At 35.9% G+C, this 23282-nt stretch carries 19 protein-coding genes; 4 read left to right on the plus strand and 15 right to left on the minus strand.

Annotated features, from left to right (window positions below; all coding sequences use genetic code 11):
• Positions 1-406: 406 nt before the first annotated feature.
• Both ACTJJ9_RS04060 and ACTJJ9_RS04065 read right to left on the minus strand, forming a co-directional pair.
• Positions 407-3547, minus strand: a complete 3141-nt coding sequence (locus ACTJJ9_RS04060; protein ID WP_145580633.1) for a glycoside hydrolase family 2 TIM barrel-domain containing protein — start codon at positions 3545-3547, stop codon at positions 407-409.
• Positions 3548-3752: 205 nt separating this feature from the next.
• The gene (locus ACTJJ9_RS04065) at positions 3753-4787 is read right to left on the minus strand and encodes a LacI family DNA-binding transcriptional regulator (protein ID WP_095298450.1); all 1035 of its coding nucleotides are present in this window, start codon (positions 4785-4787) and stop codon (positions 3753-3755) included.
• Positions 4788-5117: 330 nt separating this feature from the next.
• On the opposite strand from ACTJJ9_RS04065, the gene ACTJJ9_RS04070 reads away from it, so the two are divergent.
• Together ACTJJ9_RS04070 and ACTJJ9_RS04075 are read left to right on the plus strand one after the other, a co-directional pair.
• Positions 5118-5693, plus strand: coding sequence for a TetR/AcrR family transcriptional regulator (locus ACTJJ9_RS04070; protein ID WP_095298448.1), 576 nt, complete (start codon positions 5118-5120; stop codon positions 5691-5693).
• A 79-nt stretch (positions 5694-5772) separates the two neighbouring features.
• A complete protein-coding gene (locus ACTJJ9_RS04075) occupies positions 5773-6795 on the plus strand; it encodes a quercetin 2,3-dioxygenase (RefSeq protein WP_145580634.1) in 1023 nt (340 codons plus the stop codon).
• A 264-nt stretch (positions 6796-7059) separates the two neighbouring features.
• Here the strand turns inward: ACTJJ9_RS04075 and ACTJJ9_RS04080 are convergent, their stop codons facing one another.
• The 9 genes from ACTJJ9_RS04080 to ACTJJ9_RS04120 all read right to left on the minus strand — a co-directional run bounded on the left by ACTJJ9_RS04080 (position 7060) and on the right by ACTJJ9_RS04120 (position 15188).
• Positions 7060-7722 (minus strand): HAD family hydrolase, encoded by a 663-nt coding sequence (locus ACTJJ9_RS04080; RefSeq protein WP_145580635.1) that lies wholly within the window; start codon positions 7720-7722, stop codon positions 7060-7062.
• A gap of 41 nt (positions 7723-7763) precedes the next feature.
• The gene (locus ACTJJ9_RS04085; protein ID WP_145580636.1) at positions 7764-8447 is read right to left on the minus strand and encodes a fructose-6-phosphate aldolase; all 684 of its coding nucleotides are present in this window, start codon (positions 8445-8447) and stop codon (positions 7764-7766) included.
• Positions 8448-8547: 100 nt separating this feature from the next.
• Complete coding sequence (locus ACTJJ9_RS04090; protein WP_095298441.1) at positions 8548-8910, minus strand: PTS glucitol/sorbitol transporter subunit IIA; 363 nt, start codon at positions 8908-8910, stop codon at positions 8548-8550.
• Positions 8911-9044: 134 nt separating this feature from the next.
• On the minus strand, positions 9045-10058 hold the full coding sequence (srlE, locus tag ACTJJ9_RS04095) for a PTS glucitol/sorbitol transporter subunit IIB (protein WP_145580637.1): 1014 nt from the start codon (positions 10056-10058) through the stop codon (positions 9045-9047).
• 12 nt (positions 10059-10070) lie between these two features.
• A complete protein-coding gene (gene srlA, locus ACTJJ9_RS04100; RefSeq protein WP_095298438.1) occupies positions 10071-10616 on the minus strand; it encodes a PTS glucitol/sorbitol transporter subunit IIC in 546 nt (181 codons plus the stop codon).
• Between the two features lie 4 nt (positions 10617-10620).
• Positions 10621-11061: a transcriptional regulator GutM gene (locus ACTJJ9_RS04105; protein WP_145580638.1), complete on the minus strand. Its 441-nt coding sequence runs from the start codon at positions 11059-11061 to the stop codon at positions 10621-10623.
• Positions 11062-11093: 32 nt separating this feature from the next.
• Complete coding sequence (locus tag ACTJJ9_RS04110; protein WP_145580639.1) at positions 11094-13016, minus strand: PRD domain-containing protein; 1923 nt, start codon at positions 13014-13016, stop codon at positions 11094-11096.
• 89 nt (positions 13017-13105) lie between these two features.
• Complete coding sequence (locus tag ACTJJ9_RS04115) at positions 13106-13906, minus strand: SDR family oxidoreductase (protein ID WP_095298432.1); 801 nt, start codon at positions 13904-13906, stop codon at positions 13106-13108.
• 361 nt (positions 13907-14267) lie between these two features.
• Positions 14268-15188: a glycoside hydrolase family 43 protein gene (locus tag ACTJJ9_RS04120; RefSeq protein ID WP_255451780.1), complete on the minus strand. Its 921-nt coding sequence runs from the start codon at positions 15186-15188 to the stop codon at positions 14268-14270.
• 284 nt (positions 15189-15472) lie between these two features.
• Here ACTJJ9_RS04120 and ACTJJ9_RS04125 point away from each other — a divergent pair, with 284 nt between their 5' ends.
• Positions 15473-16327 (plus strand): GRP family sugar transporter, encoded by an 855-nt coding sequence (locus ACTJJ9_RS04125; protein ID WP_145580641.1) that lies wholly within the window; start codon positions 15473-15475, stop codon positions 16325-16327.
• 12 nt (positions 16328-16339) lie between these two features.
• Positions 16340-17125 (plus strand): glucose-1-dehydrogenase, encoded by a 786-nt coding sequence (locus ACTJJ9_RS04130; RefSeq protein ID WP_095298426.1) that lies wholly within the window; start codon positions 16340-16342, stop codon positions 17123-17125.
• Between the two features lie 71 nt (positions 17126-17196).
• Here ACTJJ9_RS04130 and bglB read toward each other — a convergent pair whose 3' ends face one another.
• The 4 genes from bglB to ACTJJ9_RS04150 form a co-directional block, all read right to left on the minus strand.
• On the minus strand, positions 17197-18300 hold the full coding sequence (gene bglB / locus ACTJJ9_RS04135) for a beta-galactosidase BglB (RefSeq protein WP_145580642.1): 1104 nt from the start codon (positions 18298-18300) through the stop codon (positions 17197-17199).
• 102 nt (positions 18301-18402) lie between these two features.
• Positions 18403-20883 carry a glycosyl hydrolase gene (locus ACTJJ9_RS04140; RefSeq protein ID WP_440768472.1) on the minus strand — a complete coding sequence of 827 codons (2481 nt, stop codon included), beginning with the start codon at positions 20881-20883 and terminating at the stop codon, positions 18403-18405.
• A gap of 71 nt (positions 20884-20954) precedes the next feature.
• Positions 20955-22235, minus strand: a complete 1281-nt coding sequence (locus ACTJJ9_RS04145) for a Gfo/Idh/MocA family oxidoreductase (protein WP_095298421.1) — start codon at positions 22233-22235, stop codon at positions 20955-20957.
• Between the two features lie 605 nt (positions 22236-22840).
• On the minus strand, positions 22841-23282 hold a 442-nt coding region (locus ACTJJ9_RS04150), incomplete at its 5' end, for an LPXTG cell wall anchor domain-containing protein (protein ID WP_440768473.1).

The following is a 23282-nucleotide window of genomic DNA, read 5'->3' on the forward strand; positions in this document are numbered from 1 at the left end:
TAATAGAAACTAGAAATGAAACGGGTTTCAAAAATGAATAATTAAAAGATGGACGACTTCTTGATTAACTCTTTCTTGGATGATTTCTAGAATGGACATGAAATGGGTTTCAAAAAAAAATTGCAATGTTTCTTATTCATTATTTTTGCCTTGTAATACCAATATTGTAAGCGGTTACTACAATTCCCATTATATTCATACGGCAAATAAAAGTAAATACAATTATTTTGACAAATTTCTATAATTTTTTTAAACTCCCCTCTAGGAAGGCGCAAATATTGAAACGGGTTTCTAAGTGCACTCATTAGCTGTTCCCTCGCTCTATAACTTATCAAAGGGAACAGCTAAACTTCTTAGTATGAATAATTGATTACTTATTTCTCATTTGTGAAATCTTTACGAGGAGTTATAAATCCTTTATCTGAATCCCCTTAAGCTTGAAAGAATACGAGTAGCATTTATCAGCAAATAATGTGAATTCTGGATGTGTTTTTTGCCCCCAGCTATCATCCCCACCGACACCCATTTGTAGATCATTTATTCGAATCACTGTCTTAGCACTTTGAGGTAATTTATATCCATGATCATGTTCTTCAAGCTCAAAAGGTGTATAAGGTAAGGCATTTACCTCAACTGTTGGGATTCCCGATATCTTTAAGCCCACCCCTTGCTGATTAGAAAGCACCGCCCATCTTACACCTGTTTTATTTCCGCATTCCTGAGGTCTTAAATATGGAACATATTGCTCTTTTACTTTACCTGTATATAATCCTATTTTAGCTCCCTTTTCTTTATCACAGTAATTTTCATAAGGTCCTTTCCCATACCACGTAATCGTATCAAATGAACCATCTAATGTTGTCATCATTCCGACCTCAGGTATTTCGGGAAGATCCTTTCCAGGCTTTAGCTTATAGTCTACTGTTATTTCTCCATCACCCGTAATAGTGTAAATAATCTCGCACGTGGACATTGTGGTTGGCAAACTGTAAGCAGTTGTAATGATAGTCGCACTATTTTCTACATCCACTAAAAACGATGTGAGAACTTTATTCATTCCAGCTTCTCTCCATACAGAGCTACGTTCATGTAATTTATTCCCACGGTCATTGTCTGTCATCGCACGCCAAAAGTTTGGCGACAATTCATTTTCAAGCAAATGCGTCCCTTTGTAACTATATGATTCTAGCGAGCCATTGTTTTTATTAAAAACAGCATGAAAGAATTCACCCTTTATTGTTACATCATTTTCTCCTACCTGTACTTTTGTTTCTGGAAAGTTAATTAATGGATAATCAAATGTTGCTTTTCCTGTAGGAATGACAAATTGTTCAAAAGCAAGCTCATGTCCCTTTTGAGCCCAAATTGTGTCATTTTTTAAATGCAAACTTACAGTTAAAATGTATTCATCAGACTGTTTAAAGTCTTTTGGAAGGGAGAATGCTAGGTTTATCGTTTTTGACGAACATGGTTCTATCTCTATTTCAGCTGTACCCTTTTGGATGAATACTCCGTTTTCCGCTAGCTGCCAAATAAGTTCGAATTCCTGCAAGTTTGTAAACAAATAGTTATTTGTTACATTAATTTTTCCTGCTTCTAGATTATTTACTGTAAAACGGACATTCTGATAGCACTTTTTCACCTCAATAATTTTCGGTGAGATTGTTCCATCAGCAAAAATAAGACCATTCCCAGAAAAATTCCCATCATGTGGAGTTTCTCCAAAGTCACCGCCATATGCTAAGTAAGGCACTCCATCCTTTGTCTTTGCTTCTAAAGCTTGATCCTTCCAGTCCCAAATAAAACCTCCTTGAATGATCGGATACTTTTCAAATAAATCCGTATACTTGAAAAGGTTTCCACAGGAATTGCCCATAGCATGACTATACTCACAAAGTATATACGGTTTCGGATTTTCTGCATTCTCGGCATATTCAGCATATTTTTTTACACCCTCAGGATTAATATACATCGTGCTTTCAATATCTGAGGCTGCTTCTGATTTGCGATAATGAAAAATACCCTCATAATGAACAATTCTTGTCGGGTCATTCTTTTTAAGAAAATCATGCATTTTAAGAAAGTTCTCTCCACCAAATGATTCATTTCCAAGCGACCAAACAATAATCGAAGGATGGTTTTTATCTCGTTGAAACATGGAGTTACATCGATCAAGGACGTTTTCCTGCCATTCAATTTTGCTCCCTGGCACTGTATCTTCTAAATCCTTTTGCCCATATTTCCATGTTCCATGTGTTTCAAGATTTGTTTCATCAATACAATACAATCCGTATTGATCACATAATTCGTACCACAATGGATGATTAGGATAATGAGAGGTACGGACAGCGTTTATATTATGCTGCTTCATGAGTTTAATATCATGAACCATTTCATCATACCCAATTGCTCTACCTTTATCAGAGGCAAACTCGTGACGGTTTACACCTTTAAAAACAATTCGTTTTCCATTGATTTTCATGAGGCCGTCCTTTATTTCAAAGGTACGGAAACCAACCCTACAGCTTTCTGTCTCTATAATGGTTCCGCTTTCATTTTTCAATATAAAAACAAGTGTATGCAAGTATGGTTTTTCTGCACTCCATTTAAATGGATTTTTTACAATTGTTGAAGCATAGAGAGACATAAAGGATTGATTATTCATGTCCACCTTTATTTGAATTGGCTTCTCTAAAACAGGATTAGCATCATTGTCATAAAGCACTGCCTCTACCGTAAACCCTTGAACTGTTTTCTCAAATACATTTTTGATTTTTGCTTCGATATTCAATTTTGCATCCTTATAATCAGAATCTAACTCTGTCGTTACAAAGAAATCATTGATATGAACCTCTGGTGTTGAATACAAATAAACATCGCGAAAGATTCCGCTTAATCTCCAGAAATCCTGATCCTCTAACCAGCTTGCATCACACCAACGATATACTTCTACCGCTAGCTTATTCTCTCCATCAATTAAATACGGAGTAATATCAAACTCAGCCGGTGTAAATGTATCCTCACTATATCCAACAAATTCACCATTCACCCACACATAAAAGGCTGACTCTACTCCTTGAAAGCTAAGATATACCGGCTGGCCTTTCCAATCTTCTGAAATCGTAAATTTTTGAATATATTGCCCGACAGGATTATAATTTACTGGGGCAAAAGGTGGCTTTATATCCTCTTTTCCTTCCCATGGATATCTGAGGTTTGTATATTGCGGATAGTCATATCCTTGAAGCTGCCAATGTGACGGGACCTTGATCTCATCCCAATTTTCATCGTCATAATCCATCATAAAAAATGCTTGATTTCTCATTTCCGGATTCTCATAAAATGCGAATTTCCACCTTCCATTTAACGACTGATAAAATTCAGATGCAGTTCGATCTCCTTTTAATGCCTCCTCAACAGTCCTATATGGCATTAATGTTGCATGTGCATCCAAACGGTTCAATTGAAAAATTTCAGGGTTGTTGTTCCACTCTGGATAGCCATTTTCAGGGGGAGTATAGCTATATTTCTTCAGCTGTTTGAGCATAAGAATACCTCACTTCCATAAATGTAAATTCCAAACACTCTCTAAACCTCTTTATGAAACCCGTTTCATTAATACTCAAGTTAAAGGAATATAGAGTTTTATCATAGTAATATTCATTTCTATTACATTATATTCCTTTTGGCAAGAAACCCTTTTCATGATTATCGTACCTTACTTTCAGGTAATAAGCAATATTTTCCACATATTATTCAGAAAATAATTTACAAGAATCTCTTAATATGAGTGAAGTTGGAACAACCGTTTCCCTCTCTGCATCCCTTTCATTTATTAAATCTACTAGAACATTGATAGCAGTTTCCCCTAACAAATCGTAATTTTGACTTACAGTCGTAATCCCAGGAGGGAAATGCTCTGCCAAATAAATATCATCAAACCCAACAACAGAAACATCATCCGGAACCTTTAGCCCAAACTTTGTTAGAACTTTTATTACCCCGATCGCTACAAAATCATTTGCACAGATTACCGCTGTTGGTCTCTCCTTTAAATAGAGCAGCTGTGCGGCAACCTCTTCACCAGATTCAATGCTAAACCCATTGCCAAAAACCCAATCTTTATTGACATCTAATCCTTTATTATTCATCATTTTAACAAACGTGTTCTTTTTTACATCTGTTGAGCTTATTCCTTCTATTCCACCGAGGAAGCCAATTTTTTTATGATTCAGATTAACTAATAATTCAACAAGCTTTTCAATTCCCGATTCTTCATCTGTTCTTACAATATGCGCATCAACTCCTGTCATTTGCCCATTCACAAAAACGACAGGTATTCTTTCCATCACTTTCTTCATTTCATCTGCGTACTTTTGTTCGGTATCAGTGTCATTAATTCTTCCACCTAGATATATAATCCCATCCACCTGTTTTTCTACTAAGCTTTGTAAATATTTTGATTCATTTTCCGAGCTGTTCATCGTATTGCATAAAAACGAAGTGTACCCTAATTCCAAAGCATGTGCTTCACTTTTTTGCACTAATGTTGAAAAAAATGGATGATTGATATCTGGTAGAATAAAACCAATCGTCTTCGATTGCTTGTGTAATAAGCTCCTTGCTAAACTATTAGGCCGGAAATTATATTTTTCAATTACATCAACGATTTTCCGCATTGTCTGTGGACGAACCTTTGCATTTCCCGTAAGTACTCTCGAAACTGTAGCAGGAGATACATTCGCTTCTTTAGCAATATCATAGATTGTTATGTTTTCCTTTTTCATAGCTTTCCTCCATCGCTTATAATTTCACTGCAATCTTGAAGGTTTTTTGAAACCCATTTCATTTAATTTAAATGCAATATTATCCATAAGTCAATAAGTATCTTGATTCAACTACCTTTTGAACTATATATCGTATTCTTTATCGCTCTCTTTTTTCAAATGTATGGTCATAGTCGTTGATTCATAAATTGCCAACCTCTTCTCTATATACTACTATTGATTCCTTTGATCAAGTATTGAACGGGATAACTTTTTTACATCTAAAATCTCCTACATCTAGACTTTCAATCAAGTTTTCTCTATATTAGTTTTTAAATAGGGGGTTGTTTAATGAAAAATAAAATGGATTCACGTGAAAAAATACTTCAAACTGCCTCACGTCTCTTTCAATTACAGGGGTACCACGCAACTGGTTTAAACCAGATAATAAAAGAAAGTGGTGCACCTAAAGGCTCGCTTTATCACTACTTTCCAAATGGAAAAGAAGAATTAGCTATCGAAGCAGTTAAATATACAGCATTATTTATTGAAAATAAAATGAAACAAACGTTGGATAGCTGTTCTGATCCAATTGAAGCGATTCAGCTTTTTATTCGAGAAACTGCCAGTCAGTTTGATAATCCAGAAACGATCGAGGGAATTCCCGTTGGACTCGTTGCAAGTGAAACTGCACTATTGAGTGAGCAGTTACGTGAAGTCTGTATGAATGCGTTTAAAAGCTGGGAATCAATCTTCACTGAAAAATTGGTTCAAAACGGTTATGAGTTAGAAGTAGCTCAAAAGGCAAGTATGCTAATAAATACGATGATTGAAGGTGGGATAATGCTCTCAATTACCCAACAGAACAAATCATATCTCTTACTAATTGAGGAGCAAATCCCACACTTAATTAGGAAAAAAGGATAATATTCATTTATCCTTTTCGATGGTATTATATAGACTGGTCTAATTAATACGATTCCGAACTAGTCTATAGGAGGTCTTTATGACAACATTATTTAAGCACTCTCTTCAGGAAGAAAAGGTTCCTTATTTACTAAGAAGCGGTGAAGGTAAACGATATTTATTTGGCAGACAGGTTGCTACAGTTATGGCTGATGAAAAGAGTACTGGTCAGCTTTTTGAACAGGTATTAATTGCAGGAGGGAAAGGTGACCAGTTTCCTTTACATCTTCATAAATCGACTCATGAAGCCATTTTAGTCCTTGATGGAAAGCTTAGGCTGACACTAAATGGAGAAAATCATCTTCTATTGCCTGGTGATTTTGCCAATATTCCCGCTGGTACTATTCATTGTTATCAAATGGAAAGCCATCGGACCAGATTTGTTTCATACACAATGGGAGGAAATCTTTCTGCGATTTATTCAACTATCGGTATACCTTATGATAAGATAGAATACCCTCCACACGTAAATCAAGAAATTTCCAACTCACTTTTAGAAAAAGCTGAATCCATTGCAGATGTTAAACTATTTCTCAATGAGCAGCCATCATCTACCACAGCGTTGCTTGTTGAAAATGCAACTCTACCAACAGATGTTGTTCCATATGTATTAGAATCTGGAGAAGGTGATCGACTTCTAACAGGTGATCAGCTCCATCGGATTGTTGCAACACAAGAGAATACGAATGGGCAATTTATCGTCGTTGTGTCAGAGGGACCAATAGGAGAAAAAATTCCTGAGCATTACCATGAACAGCATACTGAAACCTTTTTTTGCCTAGAGGGTCAAATGACAATGTGGGCAAATGGAGAGGAAATCATGTTAAATCCAGGGGATTTTCTCCACGTTCCAGCTAATACAGTTCATTCTTACCGTCTTGATTCACATTATACAAAGGTTGTTGGTTTACTTGTTTCTGGTTTATTTGAACCATTTTTTCGAACATTAGGTGATCCTTACGAGCATTATATTTTTCCAAGTGAGCCTCAACCATTACGATTTGATCGAGTTATTCAAAATATTGAGCAATTAGACTTAAAGGTAATCGGCAAAAATAATTAAGTATATTTAAGTGGAAACAAGAGATGTTTAGAAGAAACTTAATCTTTTTATGCATGTTGAGTAAAGCTACTAACGTTTATAAGTACTACAAATGTATTAAACCGAAAACACCTTGTTCTTCTACAGTGACGATCCTTTAATAATAGGATGAGATAGTAGATAAGCTCTCTTTAGTTCATACATGAATTCTTATGCAATCTATGCAAAAAAGCCTACATTTTTCTACATGTAGGCTTATTAATTATCGAACAAGTCAATTGTACTTTAAACATACAAAGAATCGATAATTTCAATTACCTTCGAAAGCTCTTTTTCCTTCATACTATTTAATCTCATATGAAAGGCTTCAAATTCTAGGTTCTCAGTTATCTTATTAGGAACAATTACACATTTCAATCCTGCAGCTATGGCTGCCTTTGACCCGTTGACGGAATCTTCAAAGGCAATTGCCTCATATGGTTCTATTCCAAAATAATGAATGACATTCCGATAAAGCGCAGGATCCGGTTTTACTTTTTCTACGTCATCACGAGTTTGGATAACATCGAAATAATCGAGAAGATTTAACTTTTTCAAAAAATACGTTACCCACTCTCTATTTGAACTTGATGCTAACCCTATTTTCAAACCTTTAGCCTTTGCTTCCTTTAAATAGTCTTCAACACCATCTCGCGCAATAGGAGACTCAAGCCTTTCCTTATGAAGCGTATGTGATTTTTCAATGACCTCCTCTTGTGTCATTTCACCGTTTGATTTACTCACTATATAATGATAGAGCTCTGTGGAATCAGTCCCTATATATTTAGCATATTCATTAATTGGTAGATCACCAGAATTTATGTTTAGCAAATCACAAAATGATTCATATAACGCGAATTCGGTATCAATGATTAACCCATCAAAATCACAAACAATCGCCTTAATCATGTTTCTCACCTTCAGCTTTCTTCAATAGATTTACGAAAGGATTATTTTGTTGCTTTTACGATGAAGCTTTCCTCACCGTATTGATCGAGCCAGTCTTTTCTAAATTTTTCAACATTCTCTTCAATTGAAGGATGTGCAATAAGTGCTTCTATTAATTCAGGTGCTGCAGTAATTCCTTGGGCGCCTGCTAAACAAATGTTATGAATCTGTTGAACATTTTTAAAGCTTGCTGCTAATACTTTACAAGATAAATGATGACGTGAGAATATGTCTGTAATTTCACTAACAACCTTTACACCATTTCCTGTCAAATTATCAATTCGATTCACATAAGGGGCAACATATTCCGCACCAGCTTTAGCAGCTAAATATGCATTCATTGGAGTATAAACTGTTGTTGCTAATGTACGGATTCCTTCTTGCTTAAGTAGTTTAATTGTTTTAATGCCTTCCATAGTTACTGGAACCTTTATAATGATATTTCCAGATAAAGTTTCGCAAATATATTTTGCTTCTTCTACCATATCTGTCGCATTTTTAGAAATTACTTGAACAAAAAGCTCTTTTTTATCACCCATTACAGTTCTTATTTCTTTTAATAAGGGTAAGTACGGCTTTTTCTCATTTACAATAATACTCGGATTTGTTGTAACTCCATCGATCGGAAAAAATTCAATTAACTTATTAATCTTTTCAATATTCGCTGAATCAATTACTAATTGCATACTTACTACTCCCTTTCTAAGATAGAATAATAGCTTAACTCTTGCTATTCATTTTCTTTTAAAGACGCTACAAAAGTTAAGCTAGTATTCATTCATCGTTTTATGAAAAAATTTGAATTTTATCGCCTATTTTTACTTCTTTAATCTCAGTTTCCTCTAAATATAATGTGCCTGGTAATTCAGGAGTCTTCGAACCATCAAATTTTAAAGTAATATGACCTAGTGAGGATAAATTCTTTTTAACCGCATCACCTACAGCGGTAATTCTATATTCATTGTTACCTAATTGAAGCGTGTCACCAACTTTAATGTCATCTTCAACAGCATTCACATCAATTAAAAGACAATATTCAGCTAGTTCTGCTGGTGCATTTTCACCAAATAAAATTAACATTTTTTCACCAAGGAAATCTGATACCGATGGACCGATTTTATTGATTTGTGTTTCAAATTTAGTTTGCATTGAAAAATACTCCTTTTCATTCATAATTTTCTTATAGGAATCGATTTCATCTTGACAGGATCCTCCAAAAGTAGAGGAATCCTGTCCTTATTTATATTTTAGCTGCTTTAAAACTTAAAAATAGAGCGAAAATATCAACTATCGTATAAGCCAAAGCTTGCTAGCCAGGCTATAAAGACTGTTGGTGCACCCGTTAGGAACCTTGAATAGAGAACCGACGGAACTCCTACCTCTACTGTTTCAACATCCGCTTCTGCCAATCCAAGACCTACTGGCACGAAGTCAGCTGCTGCTTGTGCATTAATGGCAAATAGAGCAGGTAATGCTAAATGAGCTGGAATATTCCCTTTTCCAATCTCAACCCCAATAAGTGTACCAACTACTTGAGCAATAACAGCACCCGGTCCTAAAAATGGAGATAGTAGTGGGAACGAACATACTAGAGCTATGACAATTAATCCCCATATCGAACCTGCAAACGGTGATAGGAATTTCGCAAACAGATCACCGATGCCAGACTCAAGAATAACACCGATAAGCATTGCAACAAACGCCATAAACGGAAGAATTGTTTTGATTACAGTATCAATTGCTTCACGGCCAGCTTGATAAAAAACACTAGTAATCGAGCCCATTGCCATACCAACTCGTGCCATAATACCTTTTGGCTTTTGTTGTTCACTTATTTTCTTGCTCGCATCATATCTAGGCTCTTTTACTGTGCTATCATTGCCCTCTTGAACAGCAGCTACTGTTGTTTCTACTGCACTGCCACCGTCTGCCAATTGAATATTTTCAGACTTTACACCTGAAACATAGATATCCTCAGTAATATGCTTAGCTAATGGACCACTTTGTCCTGTAGGCATAATATTAATTGTTGGAATTCGTTTTTGAGGATATAGTCCACAACGTAACGTACCCCCACAGTCTATAATTACACATGCCATTTCGCTTTCAGGAACAGATGTTTTAAACCCATCGACAAGTTCGCAACCAATAAGTTCTGCAATTCTCTCTGCGATATCTGGTCTTTGTCCCCCTGTAATATAAACAACCTTATTTTTTTCTGCTGTCGGAGTAATGACTAATGGTCCGCCGAAGCCACCTGCACCTTTTGTTATTTTAATTGATTGAAAATTTGTCATTTTTCCCACCACCTATAATTGAACTGTATCTTTTAATTTCACATTTTGCTGTTTAGCAACATACGCTGTTGTTAAATCTGTTACCCAACCTCTTAAAAAGTTTGTTACAATCCCTACTAAGAAGTAACGAAGTGCTAATTCTGTCACATCATGTCCTAATGTCGTAATCCCTGCTGATATCCCAAGGAAAACAAATAACTCACCTGGATTTACGTGTGGAAACAATCCATTATGCGTATGACATGAGTATGATGCTGCAGCATAGTAACTCGGTTTATATTTTTCTGGCAAAAATCTTCCAAGTGATAGTGTCATCGGATTCGCTAAAACAAACGTTCCAATGACGGGAAGAATAAAATATCTTGTAAATGGGTTTTTCCCAGATTTTCTAGCAAGTTTTTCGACCCGCTCTTCCCCAACTAAACGAACAAGTGCATTCATCGCAACTAATAACATGATTAATAACGGTACAATATCCGTAACTAGACCAACAAATGTTTCTCCACCTTTACGGAATAAATCCATAAAGCCTTCTGCTAAATTAATAATAATATCCATTATTTCAACCCCTTCTCATTTCTTTCTTTTTAGGAATTAAAAAGTCTATCCAACCTTTTTTCACTTGCAGCTCGCCACCTTTAGAAATAATGTCATAACTTCTAAGAGCGTCTGCAATTGCTAGTCTTGTTAATTTATCAACACCTTGAAAATCTTCTTCAGAAATTTTCAATAAATATTTGCCTTCAAACCCCTTTAACTCTTTAACTCGAGAAAATACGGTCACACCTTGCATTTTTGCTACCTTTAAGATTTTATTTCTTTTATCAATGGCAATCATAACAACTGTCCCGGCACGAAATGCTCCTGTTTTCTTTCCGATTGCTACTCTTCCCAATGCTCGCATTTCAGCATATTTTTTGTTAAAATGTCTGATTTGCATAAATCCAAGGATACTTTGTACAAGCCAAGCAGCTCCAATTAAAATAATTAAATATAATATCATCTACTCTTTTTCCCCTTTCATGATGTTCCTTATTAGTTGCTCGACTGTTCAATCACCCGCATAAATTGTTCATATGTGCTTACATTCGTTAATTGATCAATAATTTGTTGGTTATTAGCAATACGTATAATTTCGTCGTAAATCTTAACAATTAAATTTTCATTATGATCATTTTGTCGTTCTGGCAGACCAAGTAAGAAAACAAGCTTTACTTCTTTCCCATCTGCAACAACGTTTTCGGGAAATACTCCAATTGCAAGCTCAATTGATGCCGAACGATTGTTAAAAGTATGCGGAAAGGCAATGTAGCGATCAAACACCATGGATCCTTGCTCTTCTCTTTCTTTCAAACGCTCTTTAAAGCCAGTATCGAGATGACCATCCTCTACTAAATGTTCAATCATTTCTAGCACATTTTCTTGATAGCCTTTGGTCGAGTCTAATAAGAAAAATTTCTCCTTTGTAACAAGATGTGTAATCATGGATTGATAGTCATTCGCATTATGAATCTTTAATTTTTTCATATATGTTACTTTTTCGATTTCTCTAGAGACATTACGTTCATCAAAAATCTCATTAATCATAATAAAAGGAGCACTCGTTTCAAAGGACAGCTTCACTGTTGAAAATACAAGATCGTATTTATCCAATATCACTTTTGTTGCTTCTTTTTCTGAGAACAGATCTATTTCTGTATTTTGATTGAGAACACGTTGTAATTGGATCGCTACTAATTTTGCTGTTCCTCTACCAGTTCCACATACAACAGCAGCTCTTCGAAATCTTTTTTCTTTTAAATCACTTTGGCCAATAAACACTCCAAAATAGAAAGCTAAATAACCTAATTCATCCTCAGGCACTTTAAGCCCATATCTATTCTCAACAACTTGACCAGCAATCTCTGCCATCTTGTAAGCAACGAAGTATTTTTCCTTCACATCAGCTAGTAAGGGATTTTTCAATCTCAATCCAAAAATTAATCGATTTAACATGAAAGTTAGATGATATTGGAGATCTTTAAAAAAAGACTCATTTTCATAAATAATTTCTTTCTTAAAGCCAACATGCTCAATGATTTGCTCTAATAATCTTTGCACATCCTGTGTAATTGCGATGTCTGCTAATGTCCGATTGTTTGTAGGTGTTCTTCTCCCGGCAATCGGTAGGGTGATAAACAAAATTTCAGCCTGAGGAATCTTAATGGGAAGCTGATTTTCTATTTTCTGTACAATCTCTAATGCAATTTGGTAATCCATTGTCCCCAATAATTTATTATGTTTTTCGTCTACTTCACTAATTGGATGATCTTTCAAGATTCGATCCAGCATAATAATAATAAATTCCATTAATCTAGCTTGGGTTGTCGATTCTAGGTTATGCTTATTTGATATCATCTCAATTGCTTCAATAATGTCAGTATCTAATGGGTAATCTCCGTACAAAACATCATAAAGATTATCAAGAATGTAGAATCGGAGATCCAATTCCTTCCCCTTAAGCTCCATACCTCTGTTTGGCTTTCCTTGAATGGTAAGACTATACGTTTCCAAGGAAACAGCTGCCTTTTTAATCTCATTAACCAATGTTGTTCTACCAATATGCATTTCAGATGCTAGATCATCAAGCGTATACGTCTCTTCACTATTCATTAAACGGTCAATTATAAAGGCAATTCTCCCCTTTTGAGAGTTTAGTGTATCGTCCTTTATTCTGTTTTTTTCTAGTAAAGATTCGAATGCTTGTTTATCAACTATATCTAAACGATATCCCCTACCTCTTTCATTTATAATTGAAGCTATTCCTACTAAATCATCATTTAATTGCTTAAGATAATTGCGAACAGACCTTGTACTTACGTTCAATGCATCAGCAAATTCTTCTAGAGAATGGTATTTACTTGTTCGAGCAATTTCCAGAATTTGAGCTATTCTTTCATCAAATATTATGTCTGACATTGTTAGCACCTCTTTCTAAAATGGATGCCATTATAGTTTTCCCCGTACGAATTGGCATCCATAGAGGCTATGATTTGACCCTTATGCCATCAACCGCGGGATTTACCGCCTGAGATATTAAATGTTGTACCTGTTATATAACTTGCACGATCAGAGGACAAGTAAGAAACAAGATCAGCAATTTCGCTTAGTTTCCCTTCACGCCCTAAAGGAATAGATTTACTATAATCTGTTGATAAACCATCTACGGTTACACCGCGAGTATATGCCAATGCTTCATTATAAGCATCTGTTCTCAATCCAGTAGTTTCAATAATTCCAGGCGCAATTGCAACAACACGAATATTGTGTTTTCCTAATTCCTTTGCCCAAGCACGTGTAAATGCAATGACAGCTCCTTTTGTAGCAGAGTAACAACTTTGTCCTGCAGACCCTTCCTGACCAGCTTCCGAAGAAACATTTATAATGACACCATTACCTTTCTTTAACATCTCTTTAGCAGATGCTTGTGCGAAAAGATATGGACCTTTTTGATTAACCGCAACCATAAAATCAAAATCTTTTTCACTTAATTCATATTCAGGTTTTTCACCCTTATCGTCAACTAAAAGTCTTGGAAGATTGACACCTGCATTATTTACTAGGATATCCAATGATCCAAATAACTCTACTGTTTTTGAAACTGTTTGATCAACACTTACCTTATTCGTTACATCACATTTCATAAAGTAAGAGCCATTAGATTGTTGTCCCTCTTCTCCATTCAGATCCGCAACAACTACTTTCACACCATTGTTTAAAAGCTCATTCGTTATATTTAAGCCGATGCCAGAAGCACCACCAGTAACGATAGCAACTTTCCCTTCTAATCCAAGCCAAGAACTACTCATTTGTAATTCCCCCTTCTCTATACTTTTTATGAAAACCATTTCAATTACAAACTCAGTATAATCATTGAGCTATGAAGATTTAATACAGTCTTTTTCACACTTAAGTGAAAACGGCTGTATTATTAAGCTTGTCAATTACTGAAAAATAAGACACTTGGAGTGTTAATGCTGCTTTTTTCTAATATAAAAATACCGAGGTGCAAAATTATTGCACCTCGGTATTTTAAATATTACTTTATTTTCGTAGTTACTAGTCTAATAGAAAGGACAAAAAATATTTAATACGGATTCTTTACAAACCTATTAAAGCTACCTTTGATTAATAAAAAATACTCGTATTTAGAATTTTGCCAAACAGCTTTTATATGCTACTTCCCCCATATGCTTTCACCAAAGCGTTGTACTCATCTATTGTTATTGGCATTACACCACCATGCTTAGAATTTACAGGAATATCTAAATCGTCATTACTTCTTGTAAACTGGGCTGATTGTAAATCTGTCGTATAATAAGGGATATATTTCTTCTCTATCTCATAATGGTCAAGCAATAAACACCATTTATTGCCTTCTTTTAATTTAAAACAAGCAGGACCCTCAACTCCGATTAGATCTTTTAGATTCGTCTCGAGAGTAGTGAACTCGCCTAGTAAACTATCAGAAACTTCTACAGTTATGCTTTTAACCGTTTCGTCCTTTGAGAAACGATAATATTTACCATCCTCTTCAATAATCGTTGTATCAATAATATGGTTGTTTCTTTCAATATAACGTTTAGGCTTGGTAAAGTTTTTAAAATCCTTTGTTTTTGAATAAAATATTTTTTGTTTATCAGCACCAAAGTTTTCTCTTGATGCCCAAAAAACTAGAAAATCATCGGTTTCTTTATCATATATTGCTTCAGGAGCCCAAACACATCCTGCAGTTTCAGGACCAACCTTAATTAAACGTTGTTCTGACCAAGTGATTAAATCCGTAGACTCCCACACAACAATATGCTGACTGCCCGATTTTTGTACCTCGTCCCAATCCTTGCGAAAATACATAGATAAATCTGTACCTATTATGTAAAATTTATGATCGATTGGAGAACGGACAATAAATGGATCTCTTACCCCCTGTTCACCTAGCTTTGAGGTTAAAACAGGCTTCCGATCATTTAAAGTCTCCCATCTTATCCCATCCTGACTAACGGAAAAATACACCTGTTCTAAGTCAGCCCTACTTTCATTCTCATGAATAAAATGGACAAATAAATATGCATGATTTTCAACATTTATCACTATGTTTTCTCCCCTCTGATTAACCTGTAGAATCATAAATTCTAGGTTTCTTAAAAAGCAACAAATTTCCCGCCATTCACCCGTTGTGTAATCGTTTACAAATCTAGTTATTATCCATTATAAGAATACATGCACATGTAATCAATAATAATCGTTTATGAAAGGTAGATTCTTTATATGAATTAAACTTTTTTGTGTCGCAATTTTGAATAAGATTGTTCGTATTCATGCAATCTAAAAAAAAGCATTCATCGTTTCAATAAATGAGAATGGGGTACTCACATATGACAGGAATTCTTTTAGCCATCCTTGCAGCCGTTACTTGGGGCAGCATCGTATTTGTCAGTAATAAGCTTGGTGGAGATGAAGACAGCCAGACACTTGGTACAACAGTTGGTGCCTTAATATTTGCTATTGGTGTGTATTTTTATAAGATGCCTCATTTGTCTTCTGTCACCTGGGCAATAGGCTTTATTTCAGGCTTATTTTGGTGCATAGGACAAAAAAATCAATTTGGCGCAGTTCGATACTTAGGTGTTGCAAAAACAGCTCCAATGTCAACAGGGTTACAGCTTATTGGAACAACATTCTTCGGTGTTTTTATTTTTAAGGAATGGGGAACAACAAAGAGTATTATAATCGGGCTTGCTGCGCTTGCTTGTATTATTACAGGTGCGATTCTTACATCTATCAAGCAAGGGAATGATAAAGGACAAGCTAAAAGCCGAAAAAAAGGATTTTTTATCTTGCTTGTATCGACAGTAGGATATGTTACATATGTCGTATTAATTCGCTGGTTTAATATTGATGGTTGGGCAGCTATCCTACCTCAAGCGATAGGAATGGTAGCAGGTGCATTCTTTATCACTTTACGGGATAAGCCATACAATAAGTATGCTGTTCGAAATATTTTAACAGGCCTTCTTTGGAGCACAGGAAACCTTGGACTATTACTTGCTTTACCGAAAATCGGTGTGGCGACAAGCTTTTCCCTTTCGCAAACAGGCATTGTTATTTCAACTATCGGCGGTCTTTTCTTTTTAAACGAGCGCAAAAGTAAAAAGCAGGTATGGCTTGTTTTACTTGGATGTTTGTTTATTATCATTGGCGGAGTCTTATTAGGCTTTACAAAAACATAAAGGAGGAATTATATGTATCCAAGTCTTGAAGGAAAAGTAGTTGTGATTACAGGTGGAGCTACAGGTATAGGGAAGGCAATGGCAGAGAGATTCGGTGCTGAAAAAGCGAAGGTAGTCATTAACTATTTCAATGAAGAGCAGGAAGCAAATGAGATCATTAAGACGATTGAAAAGACGGGTGGAATCGCAAGTGCGATACAAGGTGATGTCACGAAGGAAGGCGACATTAAGAAGATCATTGCCCATGCCATAGATACATTCGGCTCCTTGGATATTATGGTCAATAATGCTGGAATAGAAAATGAAGTCCCTTCTGAGGACCTCTCACTCGCTGATTGGAATAAGGTAATATCAACGAATTTGACAGGTCAATTTTTAGGTTGTCGGGAAGCAATTGACTATATGCTAAACAATAACATAAAAGGCTCAATTATCAATATGTCTTCTGTTCACCAGGAAATCCCATGGCCTCATTTTGTCCATTATGCAGCAAGTAAGGGGGGCGTGAAATTGATGACTGAAACACTCGCACTTGAATTCGCCCCTCACGGAATTCGAGTGAATTGCATCGCTCCTGGTGCAATCGATACGCCAATTAATAAAGAAAAGTTTGATGACCCTGAGCTTAAAAAGGGAGTCGTTGAGCTTATTCCAATGGGCTATATCGGCAAGCCTGAAGAAATTGCAGCATGTGCAGTATGGCTTGCTTCGAGTGAAGCGAGCTACGTTACAGGTCTAACACTCTTTGCTGATGGAGGAATGACTCAATATCCTGGTTTTCAGGCAGGAAAGGGCTAAAGATGAAAAAGCAGCCAAAAAGATGAATCTTTGGCTGCTTTAAAATATAATTTTTATTATTAATGTCCATTTCAAAGATAGCTCTCGTGTAAATACTCTGATAAGCAAAGAATAGCAAGTGATTGTCCATATGGCATATTCGTAACTTTAATCTTTTTATAAAAATCTAAACTATCACCCATCCCTGTACCAACTGACACCTTTTGCAGAGCACCTTCATCATTTATTTCATTTACAATCCCTTTAATTGCCTTTAAGGCTACATCCTTAAATTCATCACTAATATATTGTTTATGAACTGACTTTAAAATCCCGTAAGCAAAACCAGCAGTTGCAGAAGCTTCTAAGTAAGAGGATTTATCATTAATTAATGTATTCCATAAGCCGCTCTCATCCTGATATTTAGCAAGTGCTTCAATTTGTCTAGTTAAGGTATTAATTAGAAACTCTCTTAAAAAATCCCCTTCCTTTAAATCCAATATTTCGATAACTTCTGGGATTGCAATGGTAATCCAACAATTCCCTCTTCCCCATAAAGCTTCAGCGTAATTGTGGTTACCTTCAAATGTCCAACCATGATACCATAACCCTGTCTTTCGATCTGTTAAGTATTTAATATGGATCAAAAACTGTTGCTTTGCTTCTTCAATATATTCATCTTTATTGAAAAGCCTTCCAATTTTTGCGAGAGGGAGTACAGTCATCATTAATGTGTCATCCCAAAGCTGATTTTTATTTTCTGGTCCGTATGTCATATGCTGCAGTCCATTTTCTTTTGTACGCGGCATATCGTTCATGACCCACTCAGCCCATTCTTCTAAATAAGGAATAAGTGTAGGGTCCTTTGTTTCTTCATATAAAAATGCTAATGTTAATAGCGGTGCCATTGTATTTACATTTTTCGGAGGAACCCCTTCCTCAAATCTAGCTTCAAACCAGTCATTAATCATTTTTAAAGCCTTTTGGCTATTTGTTAATTTCCAATATTTAAAAATCCCATACAGCCCGACACCTTGCGGCCAATTCCATACAGCCCAACTTTTATCATCAACTACGAGTCCATCGAAGTTTAATAAGTATTCCCCTGTACTGTCCTTAATTTGTGAAAGATTATCCATTAGCCGTTCAATATACGTATTAACTTTACTTTTATTAATAAGCTCGGTTTGATTCATTTTATCTTCCCCTTTATAATGATAATATTTTTCTAGTGCATTCGTTTTCAAATCTTCATCATTCTTGAGATAGATAAGATTTTTTATCGTTCTTATTCAAATTTAAATGTAATGATGGCTTTTTTCTTTTTTACAAACATGTGCCTCAAAAGTAATTGGCCCAAGCAATCCAGATGGTAAACGAGCATTATCCATTTCATTTGCTCGATTGTTCGTAACTTCAATTGTTAGTTTATTAACACCTTTTCTTACATAATCTGGATTCACTTCAAAGTGATACGGAGCCCACATTTTCACACCAACCTCATAACCATTTAAAGTCACCTTGACGATTTCATATACTTCACCTAAATTTAGGAAAACCTTTTTTATAGAAGCTATTTCATCTAATGTAAATAGATTTTCATAAACGACTGTCCCAGAAAAGGACTCCATTCCCTTCCAAAGGTGCCAGGATTCTAAAGCGAATAATTGATGATTATTTACATACCAGTTTTTATCGAGCTCCAATTTTTCAATGGTAAAATCCGCTCGTTCCTCTTCCCCAATTAGAGGTTGCTGATTTATATGAACTGCATAGACAAGCGAAGATCTTCTTTCGAGTAGCAGTGGAACAACTAAATTTCCCCCTCGATTCCTCAAATTCACTTTTTCTATACTCCCTGTCCATGCATCCCATTTTTCAACACTACCTTTTTCCTTCAAGACAAAGCTTCCATTGTAGTTTTCTTCACCTTCATTGACAAAAAAATAAAATAGCTCGGAATCTTTAATGATTTTACTAACTCTTATATCCTTGCATTTTGGAGAAATCATCACTTCTTCATGCTGAACGATAGATAGTGTATCAATGATTTCTTCAGCCCTATCGATGGTTTTCACTCCCTTAATTGTTAGCGTTTCATCTTCATTTATGAGAGAAATGATCTCCCCTCCTCCTTGAATAAATAGTTCAAGCTTCTCTAGTAAGGTGTCTGCTAACATTGAACTATCTTCTATTATAAAAGTGTTATATGCTTGATTTTCAATCTTAATTTGTCCTTCTGTTAACAGACTTTTTGAAGAAATTAAAGAATCCTCAAGGTAATTAAATTCAATTTGATTCTCGTACAGGTGTTTTGCAATTTTCCATGGTAAATAATCCTCTCCACAAAGAATAGCAATTCTCGTTTGATTGATACTATCCGTCATTAGCCAGCTAAGACGCTTCATATATTGAGCAAACTGTTTATAATAGGGCCACCATAGGTTATTCGGTCCAACGTCTGGTGGACGTTCGTGACTTCTCTTCTTTCCATCAATTGAATAATAAAAGGCATGTGGACATAGAAGATTAACTCCTCTAACTAAAAGCCAATCGATATACCACTTCATATCACCTGGAGTAAGTGCCCACGGACTTTCTTTACTACAAACACCCAAAAATTCATTCAAATTTCGTCGTCTTCCTCTATGTCTTGCAGCATCGGCAGAACACTTTCCAGCTGTCGAGTGTACTCCTTCTATCGCTTTTCCATCCTCAGGTGCAACCCAACGCCAGACAACATCCTGACCTGGTATATGAAAATGCTCGAGCAAGCCAATGTCACTGCTTCCTGCTGGATGACCTGTTAAGGCAATTCCATGACGTTCACACCATTTACTTATTTGCTCGTAATAAGCTTCCGTTAGTCTTGAATTGACAGCCTTTCGATAGTTGTTTCGATATGTTTCTGTCTCATCTCCAGCATAAAACCATAAGGAGGCTAGATGCTCTTCTTTGTTTCCATGCTGTTTATAATAGGAGAGAAAATCTCTAGTCCAGGGCTTTAAACCAGCCTTTGCCCCTCTCCCCAAAATATCTGGTTCATCAGTAAACATGGCAATGACTGTATTCCCAAAATAATCTTTCAATCTATCATAGTAACTATCATGTGTAATCTGAATAAACTTTGCCACTGCTTTAGGATTTAGTAAATCAGCAGATGCTGGTGCATGCTCTTCTCCATCATCTTCCCCAAAATGGATCCCACGAATGCTTCCTCCAGAAAATGCTTCAACAAAAACGAGAATGGACCAGTTCCCGTCATCAGGAGGACAAAATGATACTTTACCTTTATGGACAATTAACTTTTTCGAGGATGATAAATCTATTGATTCTGATGATAACTTTTTGACTGCTTGAACCGAAACCAATGAGTTCTTTTCAACTAAATTAATCCTTATTTCTTCATTTTTGTTACAAGGATACTCAATCATTTTTAATCCTTTACTTGCATATTCCGGATTATCTTTTACAACTAAACCTTTCGCTGAACCAGAGGGATACATTGCTTCGTCATATAAAATCACCTGCATTCCAAGTCGTTTGGCTTCTTCAACAGCTGTGTGGACAAATTGAAAATAGGAATCTGATAAATAAACGATTTCCTCTGGAATACCAATCCTTGGATGTAAAACAAAGCCGGTTACCCCTTTGGCATAGAAATCATTGATTTGTCTAATGATTTCCTCTTTCGTTAAACGATCATTCCAAAACCAGAAAGGAATCGGAGTGAATTCCTCTGGAGGGTTTAAAAATTGTTGATGCAACGTACTCATCATTCTATATAACACTCCTTTCTAATGAGAGAGCAGAGCATAGTCCCAGCTGAATTTTAATTTACTGGACTATTTTAAAACTTAATCAATTCATCTACTTTTACGGCCTGACCTGTATTAAGTGAAATATTCCCGGCAATACCTGTCAAAATCGACATCGCTCCATCTACATGAGAGGCTGCACGATTGAATTCGTCTTTAACAGGAGTTCCGAAAATATCTTGTAACAGAATTGGATCTCCGCCACCGTGTCCACCTTTTCCTTCTATCACCTCAACCTCATAAGGCTTGCCAAACATTGGCATTACGATGATTGATTTTTCCTTTACTCTGCCTTCGTCATCCTTACTTCCGCCTGAATTAATGTATGACTGTTCACGAATGCGAACTTCTATTCTTCCTTTCGTACCGTTAAAGGAAACCATGTATCCTTCCCACGGTAAATAAGCATTTAACGAATAGTTTAAAATCGCTTTGTTTTTATATGTGACTAAAACACCAAGCGTATCTTCTATGTTAATTCCATCGCCAAAAACACTTTGATCACGTTGGTATCCATCTTCTTTTTCCGCATCCAAATACATAGCTTTTAAATGTTCATTTTCCTCTAAATGAATCGCAAATGGATCATTTTTAGCATACTCACTCCCATACGCTCGTTGATAAAACTGTGTAACTCCTCTAGCTTCAGCATTTTCTCTACCATAAAAACGCAGTCCGCCAGTTGCATAAACTGTCTCTGGCTTTGTATCTAACCAAAAGTTTACTAAGTCAAAATGATGTGTTGATTTATGGACAAGCAAGCCTCCACTATTTCGCTTATCTCGATGCCATCTTCGGAAATAATCAGCTCCATGCTGTGTATCTAACGCCCACTCAAAATGAACAGAATTTACTTGGCCAATCACATCATTCATAATTAGCTCGCGAATTTTCGTATTATGCGGGGCATAACGATAGTTAAAAGCAACGCGAACTTCTTTTCCGGTTCTTTTTGTAGCATCAATAATTGCTTGGCACTTTTCAGCGTCCACTGTCATTGGTTTTTCGGTAATCACATCACATCCTAATTCAAGAGCTTTTATAATATATGTATGATGAGTCCTGTCCACAGTCGTAACAACTACGGTATCTGGTTTTTCAACCTCTATCATTCTTTCAAAATCAGTATGCACGTATGTGTTTATTTTCGGGTGATCGTATCTCTCTTCAAGTAAACGATTCGCGTAATCCATTCTAGTTTGATTCAAATCACAAAAGGCAACAAGCTTACACGCTTCTCTGAAATCCCTTACAATTGCTCCATAAAAAAATTCGGCTCTTCCGCCAGTTCCAACTAAAACATATTTTTTCATGCCTTTTCTCCTCCCTTATTACCGAAACAATTTCCTAATTAAATTTTGAGTCTCTATAAAGGTGCTTTGTCAAAAGTATCTATTAATACAATATTCTCTCTCCTTAACGTAAACCCTTTCAAAAATGATGAGAGTTTATCTCGAATACTTAGTTTTATATTTCGAAGTCATAATCTGAATTTTGAACCATATGCAAAAAAGCAGCTCTTTTCACCTCATTTATTAATTTGATTCAATCTAATCGTTACCAGAAGAACCGTATAAAGTTCATTCTTTCTTTCTACGTTAGTACCTTAATAATTTTCCGACAATAGTACTTTTTTGAAAAAGGAGTTATTTGGGTAAAATTATGATATTTTTTATTAGATTGAATGGCTTGAAGTGGCCCAAAACGAACTGTTTTATGATCAACAGGTAGAAATATCATTAAATTCATTCAAATTTGTTTCTACAATTGGTGTAATAATCACTAAAACAGCTTCATCTATCTTTCGTTGTCGATTTCCAATAACCTCATTTAAAGTATTGCTTCATAAAGTAGTTCAAAAAATGGCCAGCATCCAAGAATAAATAGTTGGATGCTGGCCATTTGTCATGTAATAATATTAATTTTCTTTTATTCTTCTTACAATAAACACTAGTACGATACCTGCTGCAGCTAACATTATTCCAAATAATAAAACATTGTATAGGCTTGTAGCAGTACTAGGAAGTTCTTCCCCCATATCGGTTCTTGTAGGATTCTTACCATTTATCTGGTCTGTAGGTTTCTCTCCTTCACCTGGTTTTGTTGGATTCTCTCCTTCACCTGGCTTTGTCGGATTCTCTCCTTCACCTGGCTTTGTTGGATTCTCTCCTTCACCTGGCTTTGTTGGATTCTCTCCTTCACCTGGCTTTGTTGGATTCTCTCCTTCACCTGGCTTTGTCGGATTCTCTCCTTCACCTGGCTTTGTCGGATTCTCTCCTTCACCTGGCTTTGTCGGATTCTCTCCTTCACCTGGCTTTGTCGGATTCTCTCCTTCACCTGGCTTTGTCGGATTCTCTCCT

It is taken from the genome of Metabacillus sp. 22489, from assembly GCF_052044855.1.
Classification (GTDB): Bacteria; Bacillota; Bacilli; order Bacillales; family Bacillaceae; genus Metabacillus; species Metabacillus niabensis.